The sequence below is a fragment of the Sphingomonas suaedae genome (assembly GCF_007833215.1).
Lineage (GTDB): Bacteria > Pseudomonadota > Alphaproteobacteria > Sphingomonadales > Sphingomonadaceae > Sphingomonas > Sphingomonas suaedae.
In genome coordinates, this window is sequence record NZ_CP042239.1 from 2,078,614 (window position 1) to 2,102,052 (window position 23,439).

At 66.6% G+C, this 23,439-nt stretch carries 23 protein-coding genes; 15 read left to right on the forward strand and 8 right to left on the reverse strand.

Annotated elements, in window-relative coordinates:
• The 6 genes from FPZ54_RS09900 (at position 1) to FPZ54_RS09925 (ending at position 6,275) form a co-directional block, all read left to right on the forward strand.
• Complete coding sequence (locus tag FPZ54_RS09900) at positions 1-1,575, forward strand: type II and III secretion system protein family protein (protein WP_186456718.1); 1,575 nt, start codon at positions 1-3, stop codon at positions 1,573-1,575.
• Positions 1,576-1,593: 18 nt separating this feature from the next.
• Positions 1,594-2,223 (forward strand): CpaD family pilus assembly protein, encoded by a 630-nt coding sequence (locus tag FPZ54_RS09905; protein ID WP_145846824.1) that lies wholly within the window; start codon positions 1,594-1,596, stop codon positions 2,221-2,223.
• Complete coding sequence (locus FPZ54_RS09910) at positions 2,220-3,503, forward strand: CpaE/TadZ family protein (RefSeq protein WP_145846826.1); 1,284 nt, start codon at positions 2,220-2,222, stop codon at positions 3,501-3,503. The genes FPZ54_RS09905 and FPZ54_RS09910 overlap by 4 nt, the downstream gene beginning before the upstream one ends.
• Positions 3,504-3,548: 45 nt before the next feature.
• Positions 3,549-4,526 carry a type II secretion system F family protein gene (locus FPZ54_RS09915; protein ID WP_145846828.1) on the forward strand — a complete coding sequence of 326 codons (978 nt, stop codon included), beginning with the start codon at positions 3,549-3,551 and terminating at the stop codon, positions 4,524-4,526.
• Between the two features lie 4 nt (positions 4,527-4,530).
• Positions 4,531-5,526 (forward strand): type II secretion system F family protein, encoded by a 996-nt coding sequence (locus FPZ54_RS09920; RefSeq protein ID WP_145846830.1) that lies wholly within the window; start codon positions 4,531-4,533, stop codon positions 5,524-5,526.
• 86 nt (positions 5,527-5,612) lie between these two features.
• Complete coding sequence (locus tag FPZ54_RS09925; RefSeq protein ID WP_145846833.1) at positions 5,613-6,275, forward strand: hypothetical protein; 663 nt, start codon at positions 5,613-5,615, stop codon at positions 6,273-6,275.
• A gap of 7 nt (positions 6,276-6,282) precedes the next feature.
• On the opposite strand, the gene FPZ54_RS09930 is transcribed toward FPZ54_RS09925, so the two are convergent.
• The 5 genes from FPZ54_RS09930 to FPZ54_RS09950 form a co-directional block, all read right to left on the reverse strand.
• Positions 6,283-6,825 carry a hypothetical protein gene (locus FPZ54_RS09930; RefSeq protein WP_239019522.1) on the reverse strand — a complete coding sequence of 181 codons (543 nt, stop codon included), beginning with the start codon at positions 6,823-6,825 and terminating at the stop codon, positions 6,283-6,285.
• Between the two features lie 6 nt (positions 6,826-6,831).
• Positions 6,832-9,495 carry a pyruvate, phosphate dikinase gene (gene ppdK, locus FPZ54_RS09935; RefSeq protein WP_145846835.1) on the reverse strand — a complete coding sequence of 888 codons (2,664 nt, stop codon included), beginning with the start codon at positions 9,493-9,495 and terminating at the stop codon, positions 6,832-6,834.
• A gap of 164 nt (positions 9,496-9,659) precedes the next feature.
• On the reverse strand, positions 9,660-11,972 hold the full coding sequence (gene glyS, locus FPZ54_RS09940) for a glycine--tRNA ligase subunit beta (RefSeq protein ID WP_145846837.1): 2,313 nt from the start codon (positions 11,970-11,972) through the stop codon (positions 9,660-9,662).
• Complete coding sequence (locus FPZ54_RS09945) at positions 11,972-12,466, reverse strand: endonuclease domain-containing protein (RefSeq protein WP_338419505.1); 495 nt, start codon at positions 12,464-12,466, stop codon at positions 11,972-11,974. The genes glyS and FPZ54_RS09945 overlap by 1 nt, the downstream gene beginning before the upstream one ends.
• Complete coding sequence (locus tag FPZ54_RS09950) at positions 12,436-13,317, reverse strand: glycine--tRNA ligase subunit alpha (protein WP_186456719.1); 882 nt, start codon at positions 13,315-13,317, stop codon at positions 12,436-12,438. Before FPZ54_RS09950 ends, FPZ54_RS09945 begins: the two co-directional genes overlap by 31 nt.
• An 81-nt stretch (positions 13,318-13,398) precedes the next feature.
• Here FPZ54_RS09950 and FPZ54_RS09955 point away from each other — a divergent pair, with 81 nt between their 5' ends.
• From FPZ54_RS09955 to pth, 3 genes are all read left to right on the forward strand, one after another.
• Positions 13,399-14,244 (forward strand): TraB/GumN family protein, encoded by an 846-nt coding sequence (locus tag FPZ54_RS09955; RefSeq protein WP_186456720.1) that lies wholly within the window; start codon positions 13,399-13,401, stop codon positions 14,242-14,244.
• Positions 14,245-14,479: 235 nt separating this feature from the next.
• Positions 14,480-15,151: a 50S ribosomal protein L25/general stress protein Ctc gene (locus FPZ54_RS09960; RefSeq protein WP_145846841.1), complete on the forward strand. Its 672-nt coding sequence runs from the start codon at positions 14,480-14,482 to the stop codon at positions 15,149-15,151.
• A gap of 111 nt (positions 15,152-15,262) precedes the next feature.
• The gene (gene pth, locus FPZ54_RS09965; protein WP_145846843.1) at positions 15,263-15,838 is read left to right on the forward strand and encodes an aminoacyl-tRNA hydrolase; all 576 of its coding nucleotides are present in this window, start codon (positions 15,263-15,265) and stop codon (positions 15,836-15,838) included.
• A gap of 58 nt (positions 15,839-15,896) precedes the next feature.
• Here the strand turns inward: pth and FPZ54_RS09970 are convergent, their stop codons facing one another.
• Both FPZ54_RS09970 and FPZ54_RS09975 read right to left on the reverse strand, forming a co-directional pair.
• Positions 15,897-16,898 (reverse strand): HupA family protein, encoded by a 1,002-nt coding sequence (locus tag FPZ54_RS09970; protein ID WP_145846844.1) that lies wholly within the window; start codon positions 16,896-16,898, stop codon positions 15,897-15,899.
• Positions 16,899-17,057: 159 nt separating this feature from the next.
• Entirely contained in the window at positions 17,058-17,594 is a 537-nt protein-coding gene (locus FPZ54_RS09975; RefSeq protein ID WP_145846846.1) for a hypothetical protein, read from the reverse strand.
• A gap of 110 nt (positions 17,595-17,704) precedes the next feature.
• On the opposite strand from FPZ54_RS09975, the gene FPZ54_RS09980 reads away from it, so the two are divergent.
• The 5 genes from FPZ54_RS09980 to FPZ54_RS10000 all read left to right on the forward strand — a co-directional run bounded on the left by FPZ54_RS09980 (position 17,705) and on the right by FPZ54_RS10000 (position 22,191).
• Positions 17,705-18,304: a TIGR02466 family protein gene (locus FPZ54_RS09980; RefSeq protein ID WP_145846848.1), complete on the forward strand. Its 600-nt coding sequence runs from the start codon at positions 17,705-17,707 to the stop codon at positions 18,302-18,304.
• Positions 18,305-18,381: 77 nt separating this feature from the next.
• Positions 18,382-18,825, forward strand: coding sequence for a glycine zipper 2TM domain-containing protein (locus FPZ54_RS09985; protein ID WP_186456721.1), 444 nt, complete (start codon positions 18,382-18,384; stop codon positions 18,823-18,825).
• Between the two features lie 140 nt (positions 18,826-18,965).
• Positions 18,966-19,262 (forward strand): hypothetical protein, encoded by a 297-nt coding sequence (locus tag FPZ54_RS09990; protein ID WP_145846850.1) that lies wholly within the window; start codon positions 18,966-18,968, stop codon positions 19,260-19,262.
• 125 nt (positions 19,263-19,387) lie between these two features.
• Positions 19,388-20,488: a redox-regulated ATPase YchF gene (gene ychF / locus FPZ54_RS09995; RefSeq protein ID WP_145846851.1), complete on the forward strand. Its 1,101-nt coding sequence runs from the start codon at positions 19,388-19,390 to the stop codon at positions 20,486-20,488.
• A 113-nt stretch (positions 20,489-20,601) separates the two neighbouring features.
• Positions 20,602-22,191 (forward strand): hypothetical protein, encoded by a 1,590-nt coding sequence (locus FPZ54_RS10000; protein ID WP_145846854.1) that lies wholly within the window; start codon positions 20,602-20,604, stop codon positions 22,189-22,191.
• Positions 22,192-22,194: 3 nt separating this feature from the next.
• Here FPZ54_RS10000 and FPZ54_RS10005 read toward each other — a convergent pair whose 3' ends face one another.
• Complete coding sequence (locus FPZ54_RS10005) at positions 22,195-23,031, reverse strand: oxygenase MpaB family protein (RefSeq protein WP_145846856.1); 837 nt, start codon at positions 23,029-23,031, stop codon at positions 22,195-22,197.
• A gap of 50 nt (positions 23,032-23,081) precedes the next feature.
• Between FPZ54_RS10005 and FPZ54_RS10010 the strand changes: the two genes are divergently transcribed.
• The gene (locus FPZ54_RS10010; RefSeq protein WP_145846858.1) at positions 23,082-23,393 is read left to right on the forward strand and encodes a hypothetical protein; all 312 of its coding nucleotides are present in this window, start codon (positions 23,082-23,084) and stop codon (positions 23,391-23,393) included.
• Positions 23,394-23,439 lie beyond the last annotated feature (46 nt).

Genomic DNA, 23,439 nt, shown 5'->3' on the forward strand with positions numbered 1-23,439 from the left:
ATGCGGTTGAGGGGTAACAAGCTGGTCGGCCAGCTGGCTGCGGTCGCCATACTGGCATCGCCAGTCGCGGCGCCGATGCCGCTGATGGCGCAGACCGTTCATGCCAGCCCGCGCGACACGGTGCAGATCGCGACCGGCCGGGGGCGGCTGGTGACGCTCACCGCGCCGATGTCGGACATTTTCGTCGCCGATTCGAACGTCGCCGATGTGCAGGTCCGATCGCCCACCCAGCTCTGGGTCTTCGGCAAGAAGGCGGGCGAAACGACCGTCTATGCAACGACCAAGGCGGGCAAGGTCATCTATTCGACCACGGTGCGCGTCGGCAATAATTTCGACAGCGTTCAAGGCATGTTGCAGACCGCGATGCCCGAAGCGGACATTACCGCGACGACCATGAACGGCTTCGTCCTGCTCACCGGCACGGTCGCCGCGCCGCAGGATGCGGCCGAGGCTGAACGGCTGGCACAGGCATTTGTCGGCGAGGAGACCAAGATCCTGTCGCGCCTGAAGACCGCGACCCCGCTTCAGGTCAATCTTCAGGTCCGCATTGCCGAGGTAAGCCGCAGCTTCGCCAAAAATATCGGCGTCAACCTCGCCTCCGCCGACATGACCAGCGGGTTCAAGTTCGGCATCGGTCAGGGCCGCGATTTCTTCAGCCAGTGGAATCCCGGCGGCCCGCTGGGAACCGCGGCTACCGGGGCCACGGGAACTACCGTAGTAACCAATCCCGCAACTGGAACGGGGCTGTTCGGTGCGGGCAAGCTGTTCGGCCTCGACCTGCTCGGCTCACTCGATCTGGGCGAACAAAATGGCCAGGTCTCGACGCTCGCCAATCCGAATCTGACCGCATTGTCGGGCGAAACCGCCTCCTTCCTGGCGGGCGGTGAGATTCCGATCCCGGTCAGCCAGGGGCTGGGCGCGGTGACGGTCGAGTACAAGCAATATGGCGTCAGCCTCGCCTACACCCCGACGGTGCTGGCGGACGGGCGCATCTCGCTGCGCGTGCGGCCCGAAGTGTCCCAGCTATCGGCGGCGGGATCGGTCACGATCGGCGGCGTGCAGGTTCCGGCACTGACCACCCGTCGCACCGAAACGACCGTGGAACTGGGTTCCGGCCAGAGCCTGATGATCAGCGGCTTGCTTCAGAACACCCATGACAATTCGGTCGACAAGGCACCCGGTCTGGGCGACATCCCGATCCTGGGGGCGCTATTCCGTTCGAACGGATTCAAGCGCAACGAGACCGAACTGGTCATCGTCATCACCCCCTATCTGGTAAAGCCCGTCAACGCGAACCAGATCGCGCTGCCGACCGACGGCTATCGCGCGCCCAGCGACGCGGAGCGCATCCTGCTCGGCCAGCTTGGTGCCAGCGCGCCGGGGACGCGCCCGACGCCGCAAATGGCACCGCCCAGCGGAGCCGTGCCGTCCGTTGGCGCAGCGACACCGTTGGTTCCGGGCGAGCTGCCCGCGCCCGTCCAGCCGATGGCAACCCCCGCCCAACCCGCGCAGACCCCCGCAAAGCAGGGCAAGCGCAAGGGCGCCCAACCCATGCCAGGCTTTGGCTTCAACTGATCGCAGCGAGGAACGACCATGCGTAACACGATCCTTCTGCTGAGCGCCGCCGGGCTGCTCTCCGCCTGCGGGCCCAGCGGCTATGCGGGGCTGGAATCGGCGAACCAGCCGGTTGTCGCCCGCACCGATTATGTGTTCGATGCCAGCACCGCCGGCGCCTATCTGGCGCCGGGCGAGCAGGCGCGGGTCGCCGGATGGCTCGCCTCACTCCGGCTCGGCTATGGCGACCGCGTCCATGTAGATGATCCCGCAGGGACCGAGGCTGCCCGTCAGGTCGCGACCGAGGCCGCGCGCTATGGGGTGCTCCTCTCGGGTCCCGCACCGGTGACCGCAGGCCCGGTCGAGCCCGGCATGGTCCGCGTGGTGGTGAGCCGGATGCAGGCCAGCGTCCCCGGATGCCCCAACTGGTCGGACACCGGGGCGACGAACCTCAGCGCCAAGACCGGCTCCAACTATGGCTGCTCGGTCAATGGCAATCTCGCATCCATGATCGCTCAACCCGAGGATTTGGTGCGCGGCGAACCTGGCGCCGGAACCGCCGATCCGACGCAGATCACCAAATCGATCAAGGCGTTGCGCGACGCTGCGCCAAGCGGGGGCGGCGGTACCACGGTCAAGGCCGAAGGCACCGGCGGAGGCGGCCAGTGAACGCGCCATTCAATCCCCAGCGCGCCGCGCACCGCGAGCCGTTCGTCGCCTTTGTCTGCGATGAATCGACCGCCGAAGCACTCCGCCCGATCGCGATCGAACAGGGCTGGAACCCCGACAAGGTCCACAAGGGCGGGCTGCGTAACGCGGTTCAGACGCTGTCGGTCTCGGCCAGCCCCAACATCCTGTTCGTCGATCTGTCGGAAAGCGGCGACCCGCTCAACGACATCAACGCGCTGGCCGAAGTGTGCGAGCCCGGAACGGTCGTGATCGCATCGGGCCAGGTCAATGATGTGCGCCTGTACCGCGATCTCGTCGCATCGGGCATCCAGGACTATCTGCTCAAGCCGCTCAACCCCGACGTGATGCGCGAGACGTTCGTCCATGCGCAGGCGATGCTGGCGGCGCCGAAACATGCCGAGGCATCGTCGGATCGCCCGCATTGTGCGGTCGCCGTGATCGGCACGCGCGGCGGCGTCGGCGCCTCTACCCTTGCCACTTCGCTCGCCTGGCTGATGAGCGAAAAAAGCGACCGTTCGACCGCATTGCTCGATCTCGACGTCCATTTCGGCACCGGCGCGTTGACGCTCGACCTCGAACCGGGCCGCGGCCTGACCGATGCGATCGAAAATCCCAGCCGCATCGACGGGTTGTTCATCGAACGCGCGATGGTGAAGGCATCGGACAAGCTGTCGGTGCTGTCCGCCGAAGCGCCGATCAACTCGCCGGTGATGACCGATGGCGCCGCCTTCTTCCAGCTTCAGGAGGAAATTCGCAGCGCGTTCGAATGCACGGTGGTCGATCTGCCGCGCGCGATGCTGGTCAATTACCCGCACCTCATCTCCGACGTGCAGGTCGCCGTGCTCGTCACCGAGCTGACGCTGGCGGCGGCACGCGACGCGATCCGTATCATCAGCTGGTTCAAATCGAACGCCCCGCATACCCAGCTGGTCGTGGTCGCCAATCGCGTGCCGACATCGGGCCAGCTGGAGATCAGCCGAAAGGATTTCGAAGGATCGATCGAGCGCAAGATCGATTACCTGATTCCCCTCGAAACCAAGATCGCCGTTCAGGCGGCCAAGCTCGGCAAGCCGCTCGCCGAGGCGGGCAAGGGCACGAAATCGCTCGCGCCGCTCGCCGAAATCGCCGCGCGGGTGATCGCGATCACCGATGCGGGCGAGGATCATGCCGCCGACAAGGGCAAGAAAGCCAAAGCGAAGGGCGGCTCGCTGCTCGGCAAGCTGACCGGCTCGATGAAGCTGGCGAAGAAGAAGGCGTAAGCGGACCGGATCGCATCGGGTCTGCAAGAGGAGGCGTAGCGGGGCATGGAATTGATGCCGATGATGTTGCTGGCGGGCGGCACCTTCATGGTGCTGGCGCTGCTCATCCTCGCCTTTGCCGGGCCATCGGCCAAGGCGGAGGGCGCGCGGCGCCTGACCGGCTTGCGCGATCGCCATGCCGGTGTCGTCGGTGTCGGCGCGGTCGAGGCACAGCTGCGCCGCATCTCGACCAATCGTGCCAGCAATATGGACAAGGCGGCGGCGCGCCTGCTTCCCAACCCGGCCCAGCTCGGCAAGCGGCTGGCGATGACGGGCAAGAACTGGACGGTCGGCCAATATGGCCTCGCCTCGCTCGGCATCCTCGTCGTCGTTGCGGCCGCGCTGATGGTTCAAGGGCTACCCGCCTTGCTGGCGTTGCTGGTCGGCGTCATCATCGGCGGCGGCCTGCCGCACATGGCGGTGGGCTATCTGATCTCGCGCCGCATCGCCCGTTTCACCGCCAAATTTCCGGATGCGATCGAATTGCTGGTGCGCGGCCTGCGCTCCGGCCTGCCGATCACCGAGACGATCGGCGTCGTCGGCGCCGAGGTGGACGGCCCGGTCGGCGAGGAATTCCGCTCGATCAGCGACAAGATGAAGATCGGCCGCACGCTCGACCAAGCGCTTCAGGAGACCGCCGACCGGCTCGGCACCCCGGAATTCCAGTTCTTCGTCATCACCATCGCGATCCAGCGCGAGACCGGTGGCAACCTCGCCGAAACGCTCGCAAACCTCGCCGAAGTGTTGCGCAAGCGCAGCCAGATGAAGCTGAAGATCAAGGCGATGTCGTCCGAATCCAAGGCGTCGGCCTATATCATCGGTGCGCTGCCCTTCATCGTCTTCGGGATGATCTGGTTCATCAACGACAGCTATATGCAGAGCTTCTTCACCGACCAGCGGCTGATCGTCGCGGGCGGCGGGGGGATCGTCTGGATGGCGATCGGTGCCTTCATCATGGCCAAGATGATCAATTTCGAGATTTAGAGCCATGACCGATCCCACCGGACCCACTTTGCTCGGCTTCGACGTGATCTATGTCGCGACGGTGCTCGCGGGCATCGCCGCCTTCAGCGTGCTGCTCGCGGTCTATGCCGCCATCTCGGTCCGCGATCCGATGGCGAAGCGCGTCAAGGCGCTCAACGAACGCCGCGAACAGCTTAAGGCAGGCATCACCGCGTCGACCAGCAAGCGTCGCGCCAAGCTGGTCCAGAAGAACGCGACGACGGACCGGATCCGCGATTTCCTCTCCTCGCTCAAGGTGCTGCAGGATTCGCAGGTCAAGACCGCGCAGATCAAGCTGATGCAGGCCGGCATCCGGTCCAAGGATTATGCCGTCGCGGTGATCTTTGGCCGCATGGTCCTGCCGATCGCGTTGGGTGGCACGATGGCCTTCCTGGTCTATGGCACCGACATGTTCTCGGACTGGACCCCGCTCAAGGCCTATGGTCTCGTCGCGGGGACGGCGATCCTGAGCTACAAGGCGCCCGACATCTACCTCAAGAACAAGATCCAGAAGCGGTCGAGCGCGATTCGCAAGGGCATTCCCGATGCGCTCGATTTGCTGGTGATCTGTGCCGAAGCGGGACTCACTGTCGATGCCGCCTTCGGCCGCGTCGCGCGCGAGTTGGGCAAGGCCTATCCCGAACTGGGCGAAGAATTCTCGCTCACCGCGATCGAGCTTGGGTTCCTGACGGATCGTCGCCAGGCGTTCGAGAATCTGGCGATGCGTATCGACCTGGATTCGATCCGGGGCGTCGTCACGACGATGATCCAGACCGAAAAATACGGCACGCCGCTCGCATCGGCGTTGCGCGTGCTGTCTGCCGAATTCCGCAACGAACGGATGATGCGCGCCGAGGAAAAGGCCGCCCGTCTTCCCGCGATCATGACCGTGCCGCTGATCCTGTTCATCCTGCCGGTGCTGTTCGTCGTCATCCTTGGCCCGGCAGCCTGTTCGATCAACGACGCGCTGATGAGCGGCTGAGCGCACGATCTCACCCGATTCCACGGGTGGCGCTCGACTGCCGCTTTGGTTAACCTGTTTCGCAAGGGAAACGGGGAGACGCCACCATGTTGTTCACCACGCCCACCCATTGGGCGGCACTCGCCATCACGCTCATCGCCGGATGGTTCTTCGGTCTTGCCAGCAGTTCGGGCGGCAAGAAATGGAAACGCCAGCTCGAGGACGCCGAACTGGCCCATGCGGAGCAGCGCGATCGCGACGAGCGCGAACTGCGCGAGGCGCAGGCGCGGATTCGCGAGCTGGAGGCGCAGCTGAACGCCAACCCCGGCGCAACGCCCGCCGTTGCGGCGGCGGCGGTCGGCGCGAGCGCCGCCACGCTCGCCCATTCGGACAAGGACGACAGCACGTCAGATGGCGACGAGACCAGGAGCTGGATTCCCGAAGGCCCCGCCCCGCCCCCGCTGGCGATGGGAACGCCCGAACCCGCGCCACAGCCGGCCGCCCAGCCGATCGCATCCGATTCTCCCCCTGCCCCTGCCACGGCGCAGGAGGAGGTGAGCGCGGCATCGGCCGATACGAACTTTCCGACGACAACGCCCCAGGCCACCCCGGCGCAAGATGAGAGCGGAGCGGCTGAAGCTGCGCCGCCCGCGTCAGGTTCCGCTGAACCGCCCGCCGCGTCGGCCGAAGGCGTGACTGTCGAGGAACCGGTTCAGCGAACCAATGAATGGCTGCCCCCGCATGTCCGGGCGGAAGGATCGCAGCACTGAAGGCGACTCAGCGCTCGCCGAGCAGAACGCGCTGATACTGTTCGACCACCTGGGCGAGGGGGCGCCCCTCGCCGTCGAGGACGACCGCACGGTGGCGCACCACGACCCCGCCCGGCGGCACGCGCCCGGGCTTCACCGTCCAGGTGGATAGCGTGCGGCGACGCGGCGCGAGCGGCAGGATCACCCGGCCGAACGGCGCGTCGCCAGTGTCGAGCGCCGCATTCATCTCCGGCGTCAACCGGCTGGCGACATACCAGTTGGTCGCTTCGGACAGCAGGTGCGTGCCGCACATCAGCCGGACGCGACGATAGCCGAGCATCTCGCTCTTGCCGACCTTCAGCCGGTGCCGGGCGGGTGACGCGCTGGCGACGATGCGCGCGCGCTTCACCTCGGCATGGACCCGCGGCGGATCGGCCAGGTTCAGCGCGGCACAGCGCGCTTCGAGCACCTCGGTCGCGGTTCGCGCGGCGAGCAGATCGGCGTTGAGGCGTTCGACCGGGCTCATCTGTACTGCTGCCATGGCTGCGGCCAGGAATGCGACCGCAGCCATTGCCCGTCACCGAGCCCTGAGCGCAGCCTGCGCCGCAGCGAGCCGCGCGATCGGCACGCGATAGGGCGAGGCGGAAACATAGTCGAGGCCGGTGGCTTCGCAGAAGGCGATCGAGGCGGGATCGCCGCCATGCTCGCCGCAAATGCCGAGCTTGATGTCAGGCCGGGTCGCGCGGCCGCGCTCGGCGGCGATGCCGATCAGCTCACCGACGCCCTCGACATCGATGCTGACGAACGGGTCGCGCGCGTAGATACCCTTCTCGACATAGGTGGTCAGGAACCGCCCGGCATCGTCGCGGCTGACGCCCAGCGTCGTTTGCGTGAGGTCGTTGGTGCCGAAGCTGAAGAATTCGCCGACCTCGGCAATCTCCCCGGCGCGCAGGCAGGCGCGGGGCAGTTCGATCATCGTGCCGACCAGATAGTCGATGGTGCGGCCCTTGTCGGCGAAGACCGCCTGCGCGGCCCGGTCGACGACATTCTTCATCAGCTCGAGCTCGCGGCGCGTGCCGACCAGCGGGATCATCACTTCCGGTACGGGCGCGGCGCCCGATTTCTCGGCAACGTCGCACGCCGCCTCGAAGATCGCGCGCGCCTGCATCTCGTAGATTTCGGGATAGGTCACGCCGAGACGGCAGCCGCGATGGCCGAGCATCGGGTTGAACTCGTGCAGTTCGGCGGCGCGGCGGCGCAGCGTCTCGACATCGAGCCCGGCGGCCTTGGCCACTTCCTCGAACTCGGATTCCTCGTGCGGCAGGAATTCGTGGAGCGGCGGATCGAGCAGGCGGATCGTGCAGGGCAGGCCCGCCATCACCTCAAAAATCTCGGTGAAGTCGGCGCGCTGTTCGGGCAGCAGCTTGTCCAGCGCGGCGCGGCGGCCGGCCTCGTCGCTTGCCAGGATCATCTGTCGCACGGCGGTGATGCGCGCGGCGTCGAAGAACATATGTTCGGTCCGACACAGGCCGATCCCCTCTGCGCCGAACTCGCGCGCGGTGCGGCAGTCGAGCGGGGTTTCGGCATTGGTGCGCACCTTCAGGCGCCGAACTTCGTCGGCCCACACCATCAGCGTGCCGAAGTCGCCCGCGAGTTCGGGCTGGATCGTCGGGACGGCGCCGAGCATCACTTCGCCGGTCGATCCGTCGATCGTCAGCACCTCGCCCTCACGCACCTCGCGCGTGCCGATCCGCATGACGCCTTCCGACGCCTTGATCGACAGCGTGCCCGCGCCGGAGACGCAGGGACGGCCCATGCCGCGCGCGACCACCGCCGCATGGCTGGTCATTCCGCCCCGCGCCGTGAGGATGCCCTTGGCGGCGTGCATCCCGTGAATGTCCTCCGGGCTGGTCTCGACGCGGACCAGGATCACCGACTCGCCCGCCGCAGCGCGCTTCTCGGCGGTGTCGCTGTCGAATACCGCGATGCCCGATGCCGCGCCGGGCGAGGCGGGAAGGCCCTTGGTCAGCACGTCGCGCGGCGCATCGGGGTCGAGCGTCGGGTGGAGCAGCTGGTCGAGCGCCGCCGGATCGACGCGCAGGATCGCTTCCTCGCGCGTGATCAGTCCTTCGTTCGCCATGTCGATCGCGATCTTGAGCGCCGCCTTCGCGGTGCGCTTGCCCGAGCGCGTCTGCAGCATCCACAATTTGCCGCGTTCGACGGTAAACTCGATGTCTTGCATGTCGCGATAGTGTTTCTCGAGCGTCTCGAACACCGCGGCGAGCTGGGCGTACACCTCCGGCATCGCCTCTTCCATCGACAGCGGCTTGGCCCCTGCCCGCTCGCGCGCGGCGCGGGTGAGATATTGCGGGGTGCGGATGCCCGCGACCACGTCCTCACCCTGCGCGTTGATCAGGAACTCGCCATAATAGGCATTCTCGCCGGTCGCGGGGTCGCGGGTGAAGGCGACGCCGGTCGCCGAGGTTTCGCCCATATTACCGAACACCATCGCCTGGACGTTGACCGCGGTGCCCCAGTCGCCCGGGATGTCGTTGAGACGGCGATAGACCTTCGCGCGCTCCGACTGCCACGATCCGAACACCGCGCCGATCGCGCCCCATAGCTGGTCGTGCACGTCCTGCGGGAAGGGCTTGCCCCACAGCTCGACCACGATCGCCTTGTATTCCTCGACCAGCTTCTGCCAGTCCTTCGCGGTCAGCTCGGTATCGAGAGTGTAGCCATTATCCTCCTTGGCGATCTCCAGCGCTTCCTCGAACCGGCCATGGTCGAGTTCGAGCACGACGTCGGAATACATCTGGATGAAGCGGCGATAGCTGTCCCAGGCGAAGCGCGGGTCGCCGCTGATCTCCGCAAGGCCGACGACGGTTTCGTCATTGAGGCCGAGGTTTAGGACGGTGTCCATCATGCCCGGCATCGAGACGCGCGCGCCCGAGCGGACCGAGACGAGCAAAGGATCGGCGGCGTCGCCGAACTTCTTCTCGGTAATGCCCTCGATATGGGCGATGCCGGTGGCGACCTCTGCCTTCAGGCTGTCGGGGAAGCGCTCGCCATTGTCGTAATAGAGCGCGCAGACCGGGGTCGCGATGGTGAAGCCGGGAGGGACCGGCAGGCCGATCGACGCCATCCCGTCGAGGTTCGCGCCCTTGCCGCCGAGCAGATTCTTGTCCCCCTGGCCGCCGTCGGAAACATTCCCGCCGAAGCGGTACACATAGCGAGTCATTCGAACCCCTTCCGTGACTTGGCGCGCGGCCTACCGCAGGTGCGAACAAGGGGGAAGGGTCTGTCCGACGTTGTCAGGGGGAAGAAATGCTACAGCGATGTGAAATTTGCGGGTGGGGCGAGGCAAACTTAGCCCCTCCCCTGAAGGGGTGGGGCTAAGTAGCCTTACCCCTCGATCTTCCCGAAATCCGCAACCCGATGCACCGCGTCCCGCATCCGGCCCAGCAAAGCGAGGCGCGCGGCACGCTTCGCAGGATCGCTGTCGTTGACCGTTACATCTGCGAAGAACGCATCGATCGGCGCGCGCAGGGTGGCGAGCGCCGCCATCGCCCCTTCGAACTCCTCCGCCTCGACCGCGTCCGCAGCCTTCGGCTCGGCGACGTCGAGCGCGGCGATGAGCGCCGCTTCGGCCGGTTCGGGCGACGCATTGGCCCCCGCCCCCTCGGGCACGCCGCCTTCCTTCTTCAGGATATTCGCGGCGCGCTTGTAGCCGGCGAGGAGGTTGGCGCCGTCCTCGGTCGCCATGAACGCCTGGAGCGCATGGACGCGGGCGAGCAGGCGGACGAGATCGTCCTCGCCGCCAAGGGCGAAGACTGCGTCGATCAGGTCGTGGCGAACGCCGGCTTCGCGCTGCTGGACCTTGAGGCGGTCGGCGAAGAAAGACAACAATCCGAAATATGTATCAGCAAACTGCTTGCGGAAACGCTCTTTGAACTCATCTGCCTCGGATTGAGCTGACGCCATCAATGAATGCACCAACTCGCTCGGCATCTCCGTAACGCGCTTAAAGAGCGGAGTGAGTTCGTCGCCAAGGTTCTCAAATGGCGTCGCGACACGTTCAATTGCCGGATCCACAGCCTCGACGACCGCGCGACCGAATGGCAACCGCAAGCCATTTCGCGTGAGAAGAAGAATGACTGACAAAGCCGCCCTTCTGAGTGCGAATGGATCCTTTGAACCCGTTGGGCGCTCGTTGATAAAGTAAAAGCTCACCAACGTATCCAGCTTATCCGCCAGCGACACCGCCACCGTGACCGGCGCGGACGGCACCTCATCCCCCTGTCCGACCGGCTTGTAATGGTCGCGGATCGCGGCGGCGACTGCCGGGTCTTCGCCCTGTGCGGCGGCGTAATAGCCGCCCATCAGGCCCTGTAGCTCGGGGAATTCGCCGACCATCCCGGTGACGAGGTCCGCCTTGCACAGGCGCGCGGCGCGTTCGGCGAGGTCCGCCAATCTCTCCCTCTCCCCTTCAGGGGAGAGGGGCGGGGAGAGGGGCATATCCGCAGGCGACTGGGCTTGAGGAGAGTCCCCCTCTCCCAACCCTCTCCCCTGAAGGGGAGAGGGCTTTACGATCCCCTCTTCCACCAGCCACCGCGCCAGTTTGGCAACGCGGTCGACCTTGTCGGCCACCGTGCCCAGCTTTTCGTGGAAGACGATCTTTTCGAGCCTGGGATGCAGGTCGTCGAGCTTCGTCTTGAGATCGGTCTCGTAGAAGAAGCGCGCGTCGCTCAGCCGCGCGGTGAGAACCTTCTGGTTGCCCGCGACGATCCGCTCGCCGCCGTCCGCGGCGTCGATGTTGGCGGTGCAGATGAAGGCGTTGGCGAGCTTGCCATCCGCATTCGTACAGACAAAATATTTCTGGTTCACGCGCGCGGTGAGCTGGATCACCTCGGGTGGCACGTCGAGGAATGCCGCGTCGAAGCGGCCGAGCAGCGGCACCGGCCATTCGGTGAGGCCGGCATTTTCGGACACCAGCGCCTCGTCCTCGACCAGCGTCAGCCCCGCCTTGTTCGCCGCCATCTTCGCGCCGAGCGCGATGGTGACGCGGCGTTCATTCTGGTCGACGATGACGTGGCAGGCGCGCAGCTTTTCGACATAGTCCGCGGCCGAGCCGATGGTGATGACGCCGGGATGGTGGAAGCGGTGGCCGACCGTCGCGGCGCCCGAGCGGACGCCCGCGACTTCGCAGTCGACGATCTGCTCGCCGAACAATGCGACGATGCCCTGCAGCGGGCGGACCCAGCGCAGGCTTTCGGTGCTGAGCGAGGCGTCGCCCCAGCGCATCGACTTGGGCCAGGGGAAGGCGCGGACGATGGCGGGGATCGCTTCGGCGAGGACGTCGGCGGTGGCGCGGCCGGGCTTGTCGATCACCGCGAACAGGGTGGCGCGGCCCTTGACGTCGCGCGTTTCGAGCGCGTCGCGAGTCAGGCCCGCCTTGCGCAGGAACCCCTCGACCGCGGCGTCGGGCGCGTCGGCGGGGGGGCCCTTCAGCTCCTCGCTGACGGCCTGCGTCTGTTCGGGCAGGTCGCGCGCGATCAGCGCGAGGCGGCGCGGGGTGGCGTAGGTGACGTGCTCGGCGGCCTTGAGGCCCGCCTTGTCGAGCTCGGCGGCGAACAGGCGGGCGAGATCCTCGCGCGCCTTGTCTTGCATTCGCGCGGGAATTTCTTCGGAGCGGAGTTCAAGAAGGAAGTTGGTCATCAGAAATCCTCCCCGGCACGGGGAGGGGGACCGCCAGCCGCAGGCTGGGGGTGGAGGGGGAGCGCGGCAAGCGAGACGATCGCGTTTGCGGCAGCGTCCACATCTTTCAGCACATCGGCAGCGGTAAAGCGCAGCACTTGATATCCATTCTCTTGCAGGAATTGATCGCGGCGGTCGTCGAAGGCAATCCGGGCGGTATCCGCATGAACCTCGCCGTCAATCTCGATCACGAGGCGTGCCGCGGGGCAATAGAAGTCGGCGACATAAGGCCCGATTGGGTGCTGGCGGCGGAATGACGGTCTATCGCCCCGATCGCGCAGCCTTTGCCAAAGAAGCACCTCGGACAGGCTCATCTCCCGGCGAAGACGACGCGCAGCGGAAACCTCTGGCCGAAGCATTTGCCGCACGCCCCCTCCACCGCGCTTCGCGCGGTCCCCCTCCCCGTGCCGGGGAGGATTTGCGGTCACGCGCTCCACCCGTTCTTCTCCATCCATGCCGCGCAGCTGCCCTTCGCGAGATCGCGGACGCGGCCGATATAGGCCTGGCGCTCGGCGACCGAGATGACCCCGCGGGCCTGGAGCAGGTTGAACAGATGGCTCGCCTCGATCGCCTGTTCATAGGCGGCGATGGGGATGTTGTGGGCGAGGCAGTTCTCGCACTCGGCCATCGCCTTGCGGAAGCCCTCGAACAAAGTGTCGGTATCGGCGACCTCGAAATTATATTTCGACATCTGGCGTTCGTTTTCGAGGAAGACGTCGCCATAGGTGAAGTCGGGCTTGCCATCCTGCGCGTCGTTGAACGCGAGGTCGTACACGCTGTCCTTGTTCTGGATGTACATGGCGAGGCGTTCGAGGCCGTAGGTCAGTTCGCCCGCCACCGGCTTGCAGTCGAAGCCGCCCATTTGCTGGAAATAGGTGAACTGGGTGACTTCCATGCCGTCGCACCACACTTCCCAGCCAAGACCCCAGGCGCCGAGCGTGGGGGATTCCCAGTCATCCTCGACGAAGCGGATATCGTGCTTGAGCGGATCGATGCCGATCGCGGTCAGGCTGCCGAGATAGAGTTCCTGAAGGTCGGGCGGGCTGGGCTTCAGGATCACCTGGTACTGGTAATAATGCTGGAGCCGGTTGGGGTTTTCGCCATAGCGGCCGTCGGTCGGGCGGCGGCAGGGCTGGACGAAGGCGGCGTTCCACGGATCTGGGCCGAGCGCGCGCAGCGTCGTCGCGGTGTGGAACGTGCCCGCGCCCATGCGCATGTCATAGGGTTGCAGGATCAGGCAGCCGCGCTGGCTCCAATAGTCATGGAGGCGCAGGATCATGCCCTGGAAGCTGAGCGGCGTGGTCATGGGGCCGGGCTTTGGCGAAAGGGCGATGCAGGGTCAACTGCGGTTGACGTGGGAGGCGCGGGCGGCTTTGGGGGCCGGATCATGTTGAAGCGTTTGATCGTCCCCCTTGCCGCCCTGTTGCTTTCCAGCTGTTCGCTGCTCGGCGAGGATGCCGATCCCGCCTTGTGGGTGGTCAAGGATGAGGACACCACCATCTATCTGTTCGGGACGATCCATGTACTGAAACCGGGCATGAACTGGTTCGACGAGGGTATTCGCGAGGCGTTCGATGCAAGCGACGAGGTGGTTCTGGAGATTGCCCGGCCCGATCCGAATGCGATCGCGGCGCTGACCGCGCAGCTCGGCACGCGCGGCGGCCCGCCTTTTGCGCCCGAGGTCGACGCGGCGGCGCGCGACCTGGGAATGCCCGAGGGCGCGATCGACAAGCAGGAACCATGGCTGGCGGCGATCACGCTGAACCAGTTGGCGGTGACCAAGGCGGGCTATTGCAACGCGCAAGGGGTCGAGGCGGCGCTATCCGACGCTGCGGAGGATGCGGGCAAGCCGGTCAAGGCGCTGGAATCGGCGCGGGGGCAGCTGATGCTGTTCGACGGGCTCCCCGGCGCGGCGCAGAGCGCGATGCTCGACGCGACGGTGAAGGCGCTGCCGGGGACCAAGGCGCGGCTGGACCGGTTCGTCGCGGCCTGGGCGAAGGGCGATGCCGAGAGCGTGGGGGCGGAGATGAACCGCACCGCGCAGGCCGCACCTGAGGTTGCCGAGGCGCTGATTACGCGGCGCAATGCGCGCTTCGCCGATTGGGTCGCGGCGCGGATGGATCAGCCGGGCACGGTGTTTTTCGCGGTGGGTGCCGGGCATCTGGCGGGCAGGGGCAGCGTGCAGGACCTGCTGGGCGAGAAGGGGCTGACGGTCGAGCGGGTGGTGTATTAGATCCTCCCCGACACGGGGAGGTGGCAGCGCGTAGCGCTGACGGAGGGGACCCTCCTCGAAGCAATTCGCTTGCCTCGCGCCCCCTCCACCATGCTGCGCATGGTCCCCCTCCCCGTGCCGGGGAGGATTTTGTTGCCTTTTTCCGCTCGTCTGCCTATAGGCGCGCGCTTCCGGTCAGGGTCATCCCTGGAGGCCTGGGCGGAATTGGAAACACTTTAGCGCATTGGAACGACATATGAGCGACACGCTTACGCTGTCGGCCGAGACGCGCGACCGGGTTGGCAAGGGAGCCTCCCGGGCGCTGCGTCGTGAAGGCCGCGTCCCCGCCGTGATCTATGGCGACAACAAGGAACCGACGAGCATCCACCTGGAAGAGCGCGCCCTGATGAAGGCGCTGCACACCGGCCACTTCATGAATTCGGTCGTGATGATCGAAGGCGTGGGCGGCAAGGCGGTTCGCACGCTTCCCAAGGACGTCGCGCTCGACGTGGTGACCGAACGTCCGGTCCATGTCGATTTCCTGCGCATCTCCGAACACGCCAAGGTCACCGTTGCGGTGCCGGTGGTGTTCGCCGACGAAGCCGCATCGCCGGGTCTCAAAAAGGGCGGCGTGCTCAACATCGTCCGCCACGAGCTGGAGCTGGTGTGCGACGCGGCCGAGATCCCCAGCGAGATCACCATCTCGCTCAAGGGCTATGAAGTCGGCGATTCGCTGCACATCTCGTCGGTTACGCTGCCCAAGGGCGTGGCCAGCGCGATCGACGACCGCGATTTCACCATCGCCACGATCGTCGCTCCGTCGGCGCTGAAGTCCGAAGAGGGCGAAGCGGCAGCCGAAGCGGACGCCGCGGCCGAAGCGCCTGCTGATGAAGCGGGCGCCGAGGACGAAGCGACGGACGGCGAATAAGCCGAACGCCCGACTTCGGGTTGATCTGGATCGCCTCCGCATCGACATGGTGCGGGGGCGATCTGCGTTTTAGCGGTCGCGGTACCGGCCCGCTGCCATAGGAGTTGTACGATGCAATTGTGGGTGGGGCTCGGCAATCCCGGACCGGACTATGCGATGAACCGCCACAATGTCGGATTCATGGCTGCCGACGCGATCGCGGAGGTCCATGGCTTCACCGCGCCCGCGAAGAAATTCCAGGGCTGGGTGCAGGAGGGGCGGATCGGCGGCGACAAGATCCTGCTGCTCAAGCCCGCAACCTACATGAACGAGAGCGGCCGGGCGATTCGCGCGGCGATGGATTTCTACAAGCTGGCGCCCGAGGACGTGACCGTGTTTCACGACGAGCTCGATCTGGCGCCGTTCAAGGTCAAGGTGAAACGCGGCGGCGGCGCGGCCGGGCAGAATGGCATTCGCAGCGCGATCCAGCATATCGGGCCCGAGTTTCGCCGCGTGCGAATCGGCATCGGCCATCCGGGACACAAGGACCGGGTAACGGGCTATGTGCTCGGCAATTATGCGAAGGCCGAAATCGAGGACCTGTCCGACCTGCTCGGCGCGATCGCGGCGGAGGCCGAGTGGCTGGCCAAGGGGGACGATGCGCGGTTCATGAACGACATCGCGCTGCGGCTGAATCAGGCGCCCTGAAGCACATAAAAAAGGCCGGGTCTCCCCGGCCTTTTTCGTTGATTGCGAGTCGGCCCGATCAGCTCTTCTTGCCGACCAGGACACCGACGGCGCGGCTGTCGCCGCCCGCGACCGCGCCGCTGATCGCGAAGCTGATGCCCATCTCGGCCGCCTGCGGACCGTAAGCGAGACCCTGGAAGGTGCCGCCTGCGGTGCTGCCCGGACCGAAGCTGCCGGTGAACTGGTTGTTGCCGACGGCGATCGCGCCGGTGCCGGTGAAGGTCCCGTAGGCGACATTGCCGCCCGCGGTGACGCGGCTGAGGTCCATCGACAGGCTCACCAGCCCGGTGGCGTAGTTGATCGACAGCGTGACGGTACCCGTCAGCTTGTCGACCGCGCTGGCCCCGGCGGCAGGCGAAACAACCGCGCGGCCCGCGACCCGCATCGTATAATTGACCGTGCCGGTGGTCGGCATGTCGGAAATGACGGTCGGATAGCCGAAGGTGCCATAAGTGATCCGCTTGGTGCCCGTCGTGCTGGCACCACGCCACCAGCCGGCATAGCTGACCCGCGACAGCGCCAGCGCGATGTCGGACGTCACCTGGCCGGAGATGGTGTTGTTGAGCAGCTCAAGCTGGCTGAACGCGCCCGCCGTGGTCGGCGCGGTGCTTTCGCGATAGACATATTCGGTGACGGCGGGAGCCGGGACGACGAGCAGGTCGGCACCGGTGAAGCGCGACTCTTCGGTATTTTCGCGAACTACCGTCTCGGCGGTCTGGGCTGACGTGACGCTGCTCTGAAGCGCAAGGCGAACACGGTTCGAGAAGGCATCGGTACCTGCGGTGCCGAGCGTGACCGGCCCGGCCGAAGCATCGCCGGTAAAGCTCGTTGCGGCGCTGACGGTGTACACCTCAGCCGCGGTGGTCAGCGGCAGGCTGGAATAGCTGACCGGGGACGGGGTCGGCGTCACGGTGGAGGTGGGCGACGGCGTGGGAGTCGGGCTGGGATCGTCGCCGCCGCCACAACCCGCAACGGTCAACGCAACAGCGGTGCTGGCAATCAGAACTGAACGGCGAATCATACTGCGACTCCTGTTACGTGACCGACTGCAAGGCGCCCCGCGCCTGTACCCCGGATGAACGAACCGCGTGACCGCGGCCTTTGCGCCATGCGGTAGCGTGCCTCTGCGCGAAACGGAAGAGCGCCGGTGCGGGTTTCACCGCACCGGCGGCTCCGGCGATCACGCGCCCAGTTCGGCGAGCAATGCGCGAAGTTGCTGAATCTTGCCGAGTCGGGTGGCAGGATCGAGCTTCGCCATCGGCCCCGTCCCGAATTCGGCGCCGCTTTGAAGACAGGTGGTGACGGTGGCATGGGCCTGGGCACGATCGCCCTTCGTGAAGTTGTTGTCGATCTGATCCTTCACCGCCCAGTCGAGATAGGCGTCGAGATTGGCCTTGGACAATTCCGGCTTGGGCGGATCGGCGGGGATCACCTGATCGCCCAATTTCTTTTCAATCATGCCGCGATAATAATCGAGGAAGGGCTGCGTGCCGCCCGCGATGTTGCGCGGAACCGGACTGTTGAGCAGCCGCTCCTGCCATTTGACCGCCGCATAGCAACGGACGTTGAGTGCGAGCGCGTCCTGAAGGTCCTGCGCCTTGCGCGCCTCCGCCGCCCTGGCCTTCGCTTCCGCCGCAGCGTTTTCCTGTGCGCCATTGTCGCCACAGCCGGCGAGCGCGAGCAGCGCCAGCGGCGCAAGGATTGCGATGTGTTTCATGGACTTGCCGTCCTCCCCTGTTCGTTCGATGGCGCAAGTGTGACGCGGTGTCGGGCGCTGTCAACAGCGTCCGGCTTGCATAGGCAGCGTCGAAATGCTGTGCGGGCGGGATGACGATCCGATCGCTCTTTGCCACGCGCTTTTCCGAAACCGCGCTCGACGACGCGGCATTGCTGGAGGAATTGGCCGAAGCCTGTCGCGACCTGGCGGGGCAGGACCGGGCGGGGCAACGCTGGTCAAAAGAACATGGCTATCGCGGCTATACCAGCTACGCCTCGCTCGACGATCTGCCCGATCGCGACCCGCGCTTTGCCGATCTGGTCCGCCATCTCAACCGCCACGTCGCGCGCTTCGCCGACGCTTGCGCGCTCGACCTGTCGCGCAAGCTGAAGCTCGACAGTCTCTGGGTAAATATCCTGAAGCCCGGCGGCGCCCATTCGGGCCATATCCATCCGCACAGCGTCGTTTCCGGGACGATCTATGTCGAGGTGCCGCCGGGCGCCGGTGCGTTGAAGCTGGAAGACCCGCGCCTGCCGATGCTGATGGCCGCCTCGCCCCGCCGCGCCGATGCGCCCGAGGATCTGCGGACCTTCGTCTATGCGCAGCCCGCGCCGGGCACCATCTTTCTGTGGGAAAGCTGGCTGCGACACGAAGTGATGCCCCATTCCGGCAAAAGCGAGCGGATCAGCATCAGCTTCAATTATCGCTGATTCGTCTCGGCTCGCCCCTCCACGGGAACCATTTCGCCTGTGATACGATTGGGAAGCAATTCTTCGGGAGAACGATCATGCGTAAAGCCTTTGCAGCCCTGTTGGCCCTGTCGCTTTCCGTTCCGAGCGCCACGCTGATGACGACCACTGCGTCGGCGCAAAGCTGGCAGGAGCGCGAACGCCAGCGTGACCGCGAATATAATGAACGGCGCAACCGCGGCCGTGACTATCGCTGGCAGGGCGATCGCCGCGACCGCAATTGGGAACCGTCGCGCGCCTATCGCCAGGGCAATTATCGCGAGCGCCGCCTGAGCCGTCGGGACCGCATCTATCGGGGTCGCGACGGGCGCTATTATTGCCGCCGGAACGACGGCACGACCGGCCTGGTGGTCGGGGCGGCGCTTGGCGGAATTCTGGGCGGCGCGATCGGCAATGGCGATGTGCTGGGCGTGATCCTGGGCGGCGCCGGCGGCGCGCTGCTGGGCCGGGAGGTCGATCGCGGCAATGTGCGCTGCCGCTGAACCGAGCTGGCCGAACAGCGTCGACCGGCACCGGTCTCCGCCAACTTGACGTCGAAAGCGTTTCGATGTTCACTTTGGGTTGGCGGAGCAGCGCCTCTGCCGCTGGTCGGGTCGATCCGGCACATAGGGAGATGCTCTGTATGCGTAGCCAACTCACCACACTCATCGCCGTAGCGGTCGCGGTTCCGATGGCCCCCGCCCTGTCCACCGCCGCGCACGCCCAGGCCTTTGCCGATCAGGACGCCAACCGCAGCTTCACGCCGCAGCAGCGCTGGCCCACCCTTGGGTACGACCAATGGAAGGCGCCGCTCATTACCAATGCATCGCGCAAGGCGTGTCGCGAGCGCCAGGCGGCGCAACTGGCCGCTGATGCAGAACTCACCGGCGAGGCGGCAAAGCGGGCCGAGCGCCGCCGCGCCAAATCCCGCTGCCGCTGATATCGGCTGATCCTCTCCCCGGCCCCGGCCGGGGAGGAAATTGCCGGATCGAGTTCCGACCCTAGCCTTTTGTCCGTGTCCGGCCTATCTGCGCGCCTTTCCCGGACCACAGGACCTAGAGACTCATGGGCTTTCGCTGCGGCATCGTCGGCCTGCCGAATGTCGGCAAATCGACGCTTTTCAACGCGCTGACGCAGACCGCGGCGGCGCAGGCGGCCAATTATCCCTTCTGCACGATCGAGCCGAATGTCGGCAATGTCGCGGTGCCGGACGATCGGCTGGATGCGCTGGCGAAGATCGCGGGCTCGGCCAAGATCATCGAAACGCAGCTGGGGTTCGTCGACATCGCAGGGCTGGTGCGCGGCGCGAGCAAAGGCGAAGGGCTGGGCAATCAGTTCCTCGGCAATATCCGCGAGGTGGACGCGATCGTCCATGTCCTGCGCTGTTTCGAGAATGACGACATCCAGCATGTCGACAACAAGGTCGATCCGATCGCCGACGCCGAGACGGTCGAGACCGAGCTGATGCTGTCCGACCTCGAAAGCCTCGAGAAGCGCGTGCCGAACCTTCAGAAAAAGGCCGCGCAGGGCGACAAGGAGGCGAAGGTCGCCGCGACGGTGCTGGCACAGGCGCTCGACCTGCTGCGCGAGGGCAAGCCGGCGCGTTTGGCCGAACCCAACGATGCCGAGGAAGCGCGCGTGCTCAAGCAGGCGCAGCTGATCACCGCCAAGCCGGTCCTCTATGTCTGCAACGTCAATGAGGAACACGCCGCCGAGGGCAACGCCTATTCGGCGCGCGTATTCGCGAAGGCCAAGTCGGAGGGCGCGCAGGCCGTCGTCGTTTCCGCGGCGATCGAGGCCGAGATCGCGACGATGCCCGCCGAAGAACGCGGCGAGTTTCTGGCCGAACTGGGGCTGGAGGAGACCGGCCTGACCCGCGTGATTCGCGCCGGGTACAGCCTGCTCCACCTGCTGACGTTCTTCACCGTCGGACCGAAGGAAGCGCGCGCCTGGACCACACATGTCGGCGCCAAGGCACCGCAGGCGGCGGGCGAGATCCACACCGATTTCGAACGCGGCTTCATCCGCGCCGAGACGATCGCGTTCGACGATTACGTCAAATTCGGCGGTGAGACCGGCGCGCGCGACAACGGCAAGCTGCGGTCGGAAGGGAAAGAGTATGTCGTGCAGGACGGCGACGTGATGCTGTTCCGGTTTAACGTTTGAGGTGAGCCAGCTCCGCTGAATGGCGGCGCCGGCCCGTTGCCGTCTCCGTTCCACTGAGACCGCATCTGGCATCGTCAGTTTCCATCGCCGCTCCGCCGGTGCAGAATGCCGCCATGCGCGTGCTCCTGCTGATCGTGGCGCTTCTCGCCCTGATGACGGCCGCTGCCGCCCGGCCGACGGCGCCGGAGCTTGGCGTTATCGCAGGTTTTTTCCCCCCGGCCACCGGCTCGTTGCAGGCGACGACCGCTGCTGCCGAGAGGGCCGGTCCATCCGAGCGTCCAGCCGCGATTCGTGCCCTCGCCCGCGCCTTGCTGGCGCGCGGATCGCCGCTGGCCGAAGCGCGGCTGGAAACCTTTCTGCTCTCGCCGGAGGGGGCGGGGCAGCCTGACCTCGCTGACGACCTGCTCGCGATCAAGGTCATGGCGCGCCGGGAACTGTTCTGGCGCACCGAGCCCACCGACTCATTCCAATCGGCCACGCGACCCGATCCGCGCCGACAGGCGGTGGCCGACTATAATGAGGGCGTGGCCCAGACCTATCGCGGGGCGTTCGCGGTCGCCGAGACGCTTCAGACGCGGGCGCTCGCCACGCTGTCCGCCGAATTGCCCGCCGATGACGCGCGGTTGAACGCGATGCGGATCGGGCTGGCGCGGACGCTGCTGGGCAAGGGCGACACCGATGGGGCCGACCGGCTCGCGAAGGCGATCCTGACCGTCGAGACGCGGGCGGGCCGCGCAGCGGGGCGACTGAGTGCCGACGCGCTGACCTTGGCTGGAGCTGCGGCGCTGCGGCGCGGGGATGTTGCCGAAGCCGACGCGCTGCTACGCCGCGCGATCGCGATCGGGGAAGCAGATAGCGCGCGGCGATTGGGGAGCACGGCGAAGCCGGACCTTGCGCGCGACGCCCCGCTGCTCGCCGATGCGGAAGGGCGCCGCGCGCTGCTGCTGGCGCAAGTGCTGCTGCGTCGCGGCGACCAGCAGGGCGCGCTCGCGGCGGCGCGTTCGGGGGGCAGGCTCGCGCCCGACGCCCCCGACGCAAAGCATGTTCTGATGCTTGCCGAGCTGGCCACCGGGACGATCTCCGCCTCTGCGGATCGTGCCGAATGGGCGATCGACGTGCGCGCGGGCGAATTCGGTATCGACCTTCCCGAGGTGATCGGCGGCCGCACCACGCTCGCCCGCTACCGGGCGGCGACCGACATCCCGGCTGCCTGGTCGCAGAGCCGGCAGGGGGTGGCAGGCGCGCGGAAGCGGCTGGGTGCGGGCAAGGATGGCGGCGATCCTGCCGGTGCCGCCCGGCTCTATCGCGCCGCGTTCCGCCAGCATGTCGCGGTGGCCTGGCGCGCCACGCAAACGGCACCCTTCGCATGGCCGCCCGAACAACGGCGTTTCACCGCCTATTTCGACAGCGGCGATGCCGCGTTGACCCCCGCGGCGGAGCGGCTCGTCGAGCATGTTGCGATGCTGGTCGCGCGGACGGGCGGAAGCGTGGCGCTGCGGGCGACCTATTACGGGCCGCCGATCCCCGGGACGCAGCAGTCCGGCAATACGCTGATCGGGCAGGCCGTCCGCGCGCGGCTGGAGGCGCTGGGCGTCGATCCGGCTCGGGTGACGCTCGACTATGGCACCGCGCGCAACGCGGAAGCGCTGCGCGCGCCACGGCGGATGCGACGGGTTGATATCGAGATTCTGCCGCCGCGCTGAGGCTCAGCCGAACGCCCAGCGGAACGTCTTGGCAATCGCGAGCGTCGAGCCGCGCACCAGCGGCGTCGCAGGCGGGCGTTTTAGCCCGTGCATCGTCCGTGCCCAGTCCGGGAGCAGATCGATCGCGGCCCCGAAAATCGCCGCCTGTGCCGGCGCCATTGCCAGGCTGGTGGGTGGATGGCCGAGCAGGAAATGCGCCACCTCGCGCGTGCGATCGTCCACCGCCAGTTGCGGGCGCATCGCGGCGATCAGCGCCGCTGCCTCATCCCGGCTGCGCGGGACCGGGTCCGCGCCCAGTGCTTCGGCAATCCGCGCGGTTTCGGCATAGTAGACGTCCTCCTGAGCGCGGCTAATCGGCACCCCATAGCGCTGCCACGCGGCAAGGAAGCTCGACATTTCGGTGACATGGACCCATGCCAACAACTCCGGATCGTCCGCGCGATAGGGGGTGCCGTCGGGGAGCGTGCCACCGACGCGCTCATGCACCGCGCGCACCCTGGCGATCGTCGCTTCGGCGATGCTGCGCTCGGCATAGGTCGTCTCGGCGATGAAGCGCGCGGTGCGGCGCAGGCGGCCGAGCATGTCCTTGCGAAAGGCGCTATGGTCCCACACGCCCGCCAGCACCGCCGGGTGCAGCATCTGCAGCAACAGCGAGGCAACGCCGCCGACCATCATTGTGGTGACGTCGCCATGGACGCGCCAGGTGACGCTGTCGCGCGGGAACAGCGCGTCGTCGCTACGCTGGACCGGGGTTTCGCCCTTTTCCTGATCGTTGAAGGTGGCGCGGATGACGCCGATCAGGCGCTTGCGCAGAGCGGCGGCGAGATCGGGCGGCGACATATGTGCAAGCTAGGTTGTCGCACTGCGCGCGGCAATGCTACGGGCGGGCGATGCTTCTTCGGCTGTTCATCCTGCTCGCATTGATGCTGGGCACCCTGCCCGCCCCCTCGGCGGCGGCACCGGCGTGCCATGAGATGAGCGAAATGGCGATGCCGACGGGGCATGATACACCCGCCCCCCAACCCGAAGCGCCGCCCGTGATGGGCAAAGCGCTGTGCGTCGGCTGTATCGCGCCATCGACGCTGAAGACGGCGGCGGTCGCCGCGTGGCGCGCCGCGCCGCAATCCCATGCGATGGCAGGGCCGCACCGTGGCCTGACCGGAGCGGTGCTGACGCCCGAGCCGCCCCCTCCGCGCGCCTGACCGGCTGCGGGCGATTGTCCCGCTCCACCCGATCAGACCCGGAGAT

Coding starts and splice junctions, on each gene's coding strand:
- FPZ54_RS09950 (WP_186456719.1), bottom strand. CDS start 13,317: ATGACCACGCCGCTCAGCTTCCAGGGCATGATCCTGCGCCTCCATGAC.
- FPZ54_RS09955 (WP_186456720.1), top strand. CDS start 13,399: ATGTTGAAGCGTTTGATCGTCCCCCTTGCCGCCCTGTTGCTTTCCAGC.
- ppdK (WP_145846835.1), bottom strand. CDS start 9,495: ATGACTCGCTATGTGTACCGCTTCGGCGGGAATGTTTCCGACGGCGGC.
- glyS (WP_145846837.1), bottom strand. CDS start 11,972: ATGACCAACTTCCTTCTTGAACTCCGCTCCGAAGAAATTCCCGCGCGA.
- FPZ54_RS09925 (WP_145846833.1), top strand. CDS start 5,613: ATGTTGTTCACCACGCCCACCCATTGGGCGGCACTCGCCATCACGCTC.
- FPZ54_RS10005 (WP_145846856.1), bottom strand. CDS start 23,031: ATGTCGCCGCCCGATCTCGCCGCCGCTCTGCGCAAGCGCCTGATCGGC.
- FPZ54_RS09970 (WP_145846844.1), bottom strand. CDS start 16,898: ATGATTCGCCGTTCAGTTCTGATTGCCAGCACCGCTGTTGCGTTGACC.
- FPZ54_RS09945 (WP_338419505.1), bottom strand. CDS start 12,466: ATGGATGGAGAAGAACGGGTGGAGCGCGTGACCGCAAATCCTCCCCGG.
- FPZ54_RS09900 (WP_186456718.1), top strand. CDS start 1: ATGCGGTTGAGGGGTAACAAGCTGGTCGGCCAGCTGGCTGCGGTCGCC.
- FPZ54_RS10000 (WP_145846854.1), top strand. CDS start 20,602: ATGCGCGTGCTCCTGCTGATCGTGGCGCTTCTCGCCCTGATGACGGCC.
- pth (WP_145846843.1), top strand. CDS start 15,263: ATGCAATTGTGGGTGGGGCTCGGCAATCCCGGACCGGACTATGCGATG.
- ychF (WP_145846851.1), top strand. CDS start 19,388: ATGGGCTTTCGCTGCGGCATCGTCGGCCTGCCGAATGTCGGCAAATCG.
- FPZ54_RS09985 (WP_186456721.1), top strand. CDS start 18,382: ATGCGTAAAGCCTTTGCAGCCCTGTTGGCCCTGTCGCTTTCCGTTCCG.
- FPZ54_RS09905 (WP_145846824.1), top strand. CDS start 1,594: ATGCGTAACACGATCCTTCTGCTGAGCGCCGCCGGGCTGCTCTCCGCC.
- FPZ54_RS10010 (WP_145846858.1), top strand. CDS start 23,082: ATGCTTCTTCGGCTGTTCATCCTGCTCGCATTGATGCTGGGCACCCTG.
- FPZ54_RS09915 (WP_145846828.1), top strand. CDS start 3,549: ATGGAATTGATGCCGATGATGTTGCTGGCGGGCGGCACCTTCATGGTG.
- FPZ54_RS09960 (WP_145846841.1), top strand. CDS start 14,480: ATGAGCGACACGCTTACGCTGTCGGCCGAGACGCGCGACCGGGTTGGC.
- FPZ54_RS09990 (WP_145846850.1), top strand. CDS start 18,966: ATGCGTAGCCAACTCACCACACTCATCGCCGTAGCGGTCGCGGTTCCG.
- FPZ54_RS09975 (WP_145846846.1), bottom strand. CDS start 17,594: ATGAAACACATCGCAATCCTTGCGCCGCTGGCGCTGCTCGCGCTCGCC.
- FPZ54_RS09920 (WP_145846830.1), top strand. CDS start 4,531: ATGACCGATCCCACCGGACCCACTTTGCTCGGCTTCGACGTGATCTAT.
- FPZ54_RS09980 (WP_145846848.1), top strand. CDS start 17,705: ATGACGATCCGATCGCTCTTTGCCACGCGCTTTTCCGAAACCGCGCTC.
- FPZ54_RS09930 (WP_239019522.1), bottom strand. CDS start 6,825: ATGGCTGCGGTCGCATTCCTGGCCGCAGCCATGGCAGCAGTACAGATG.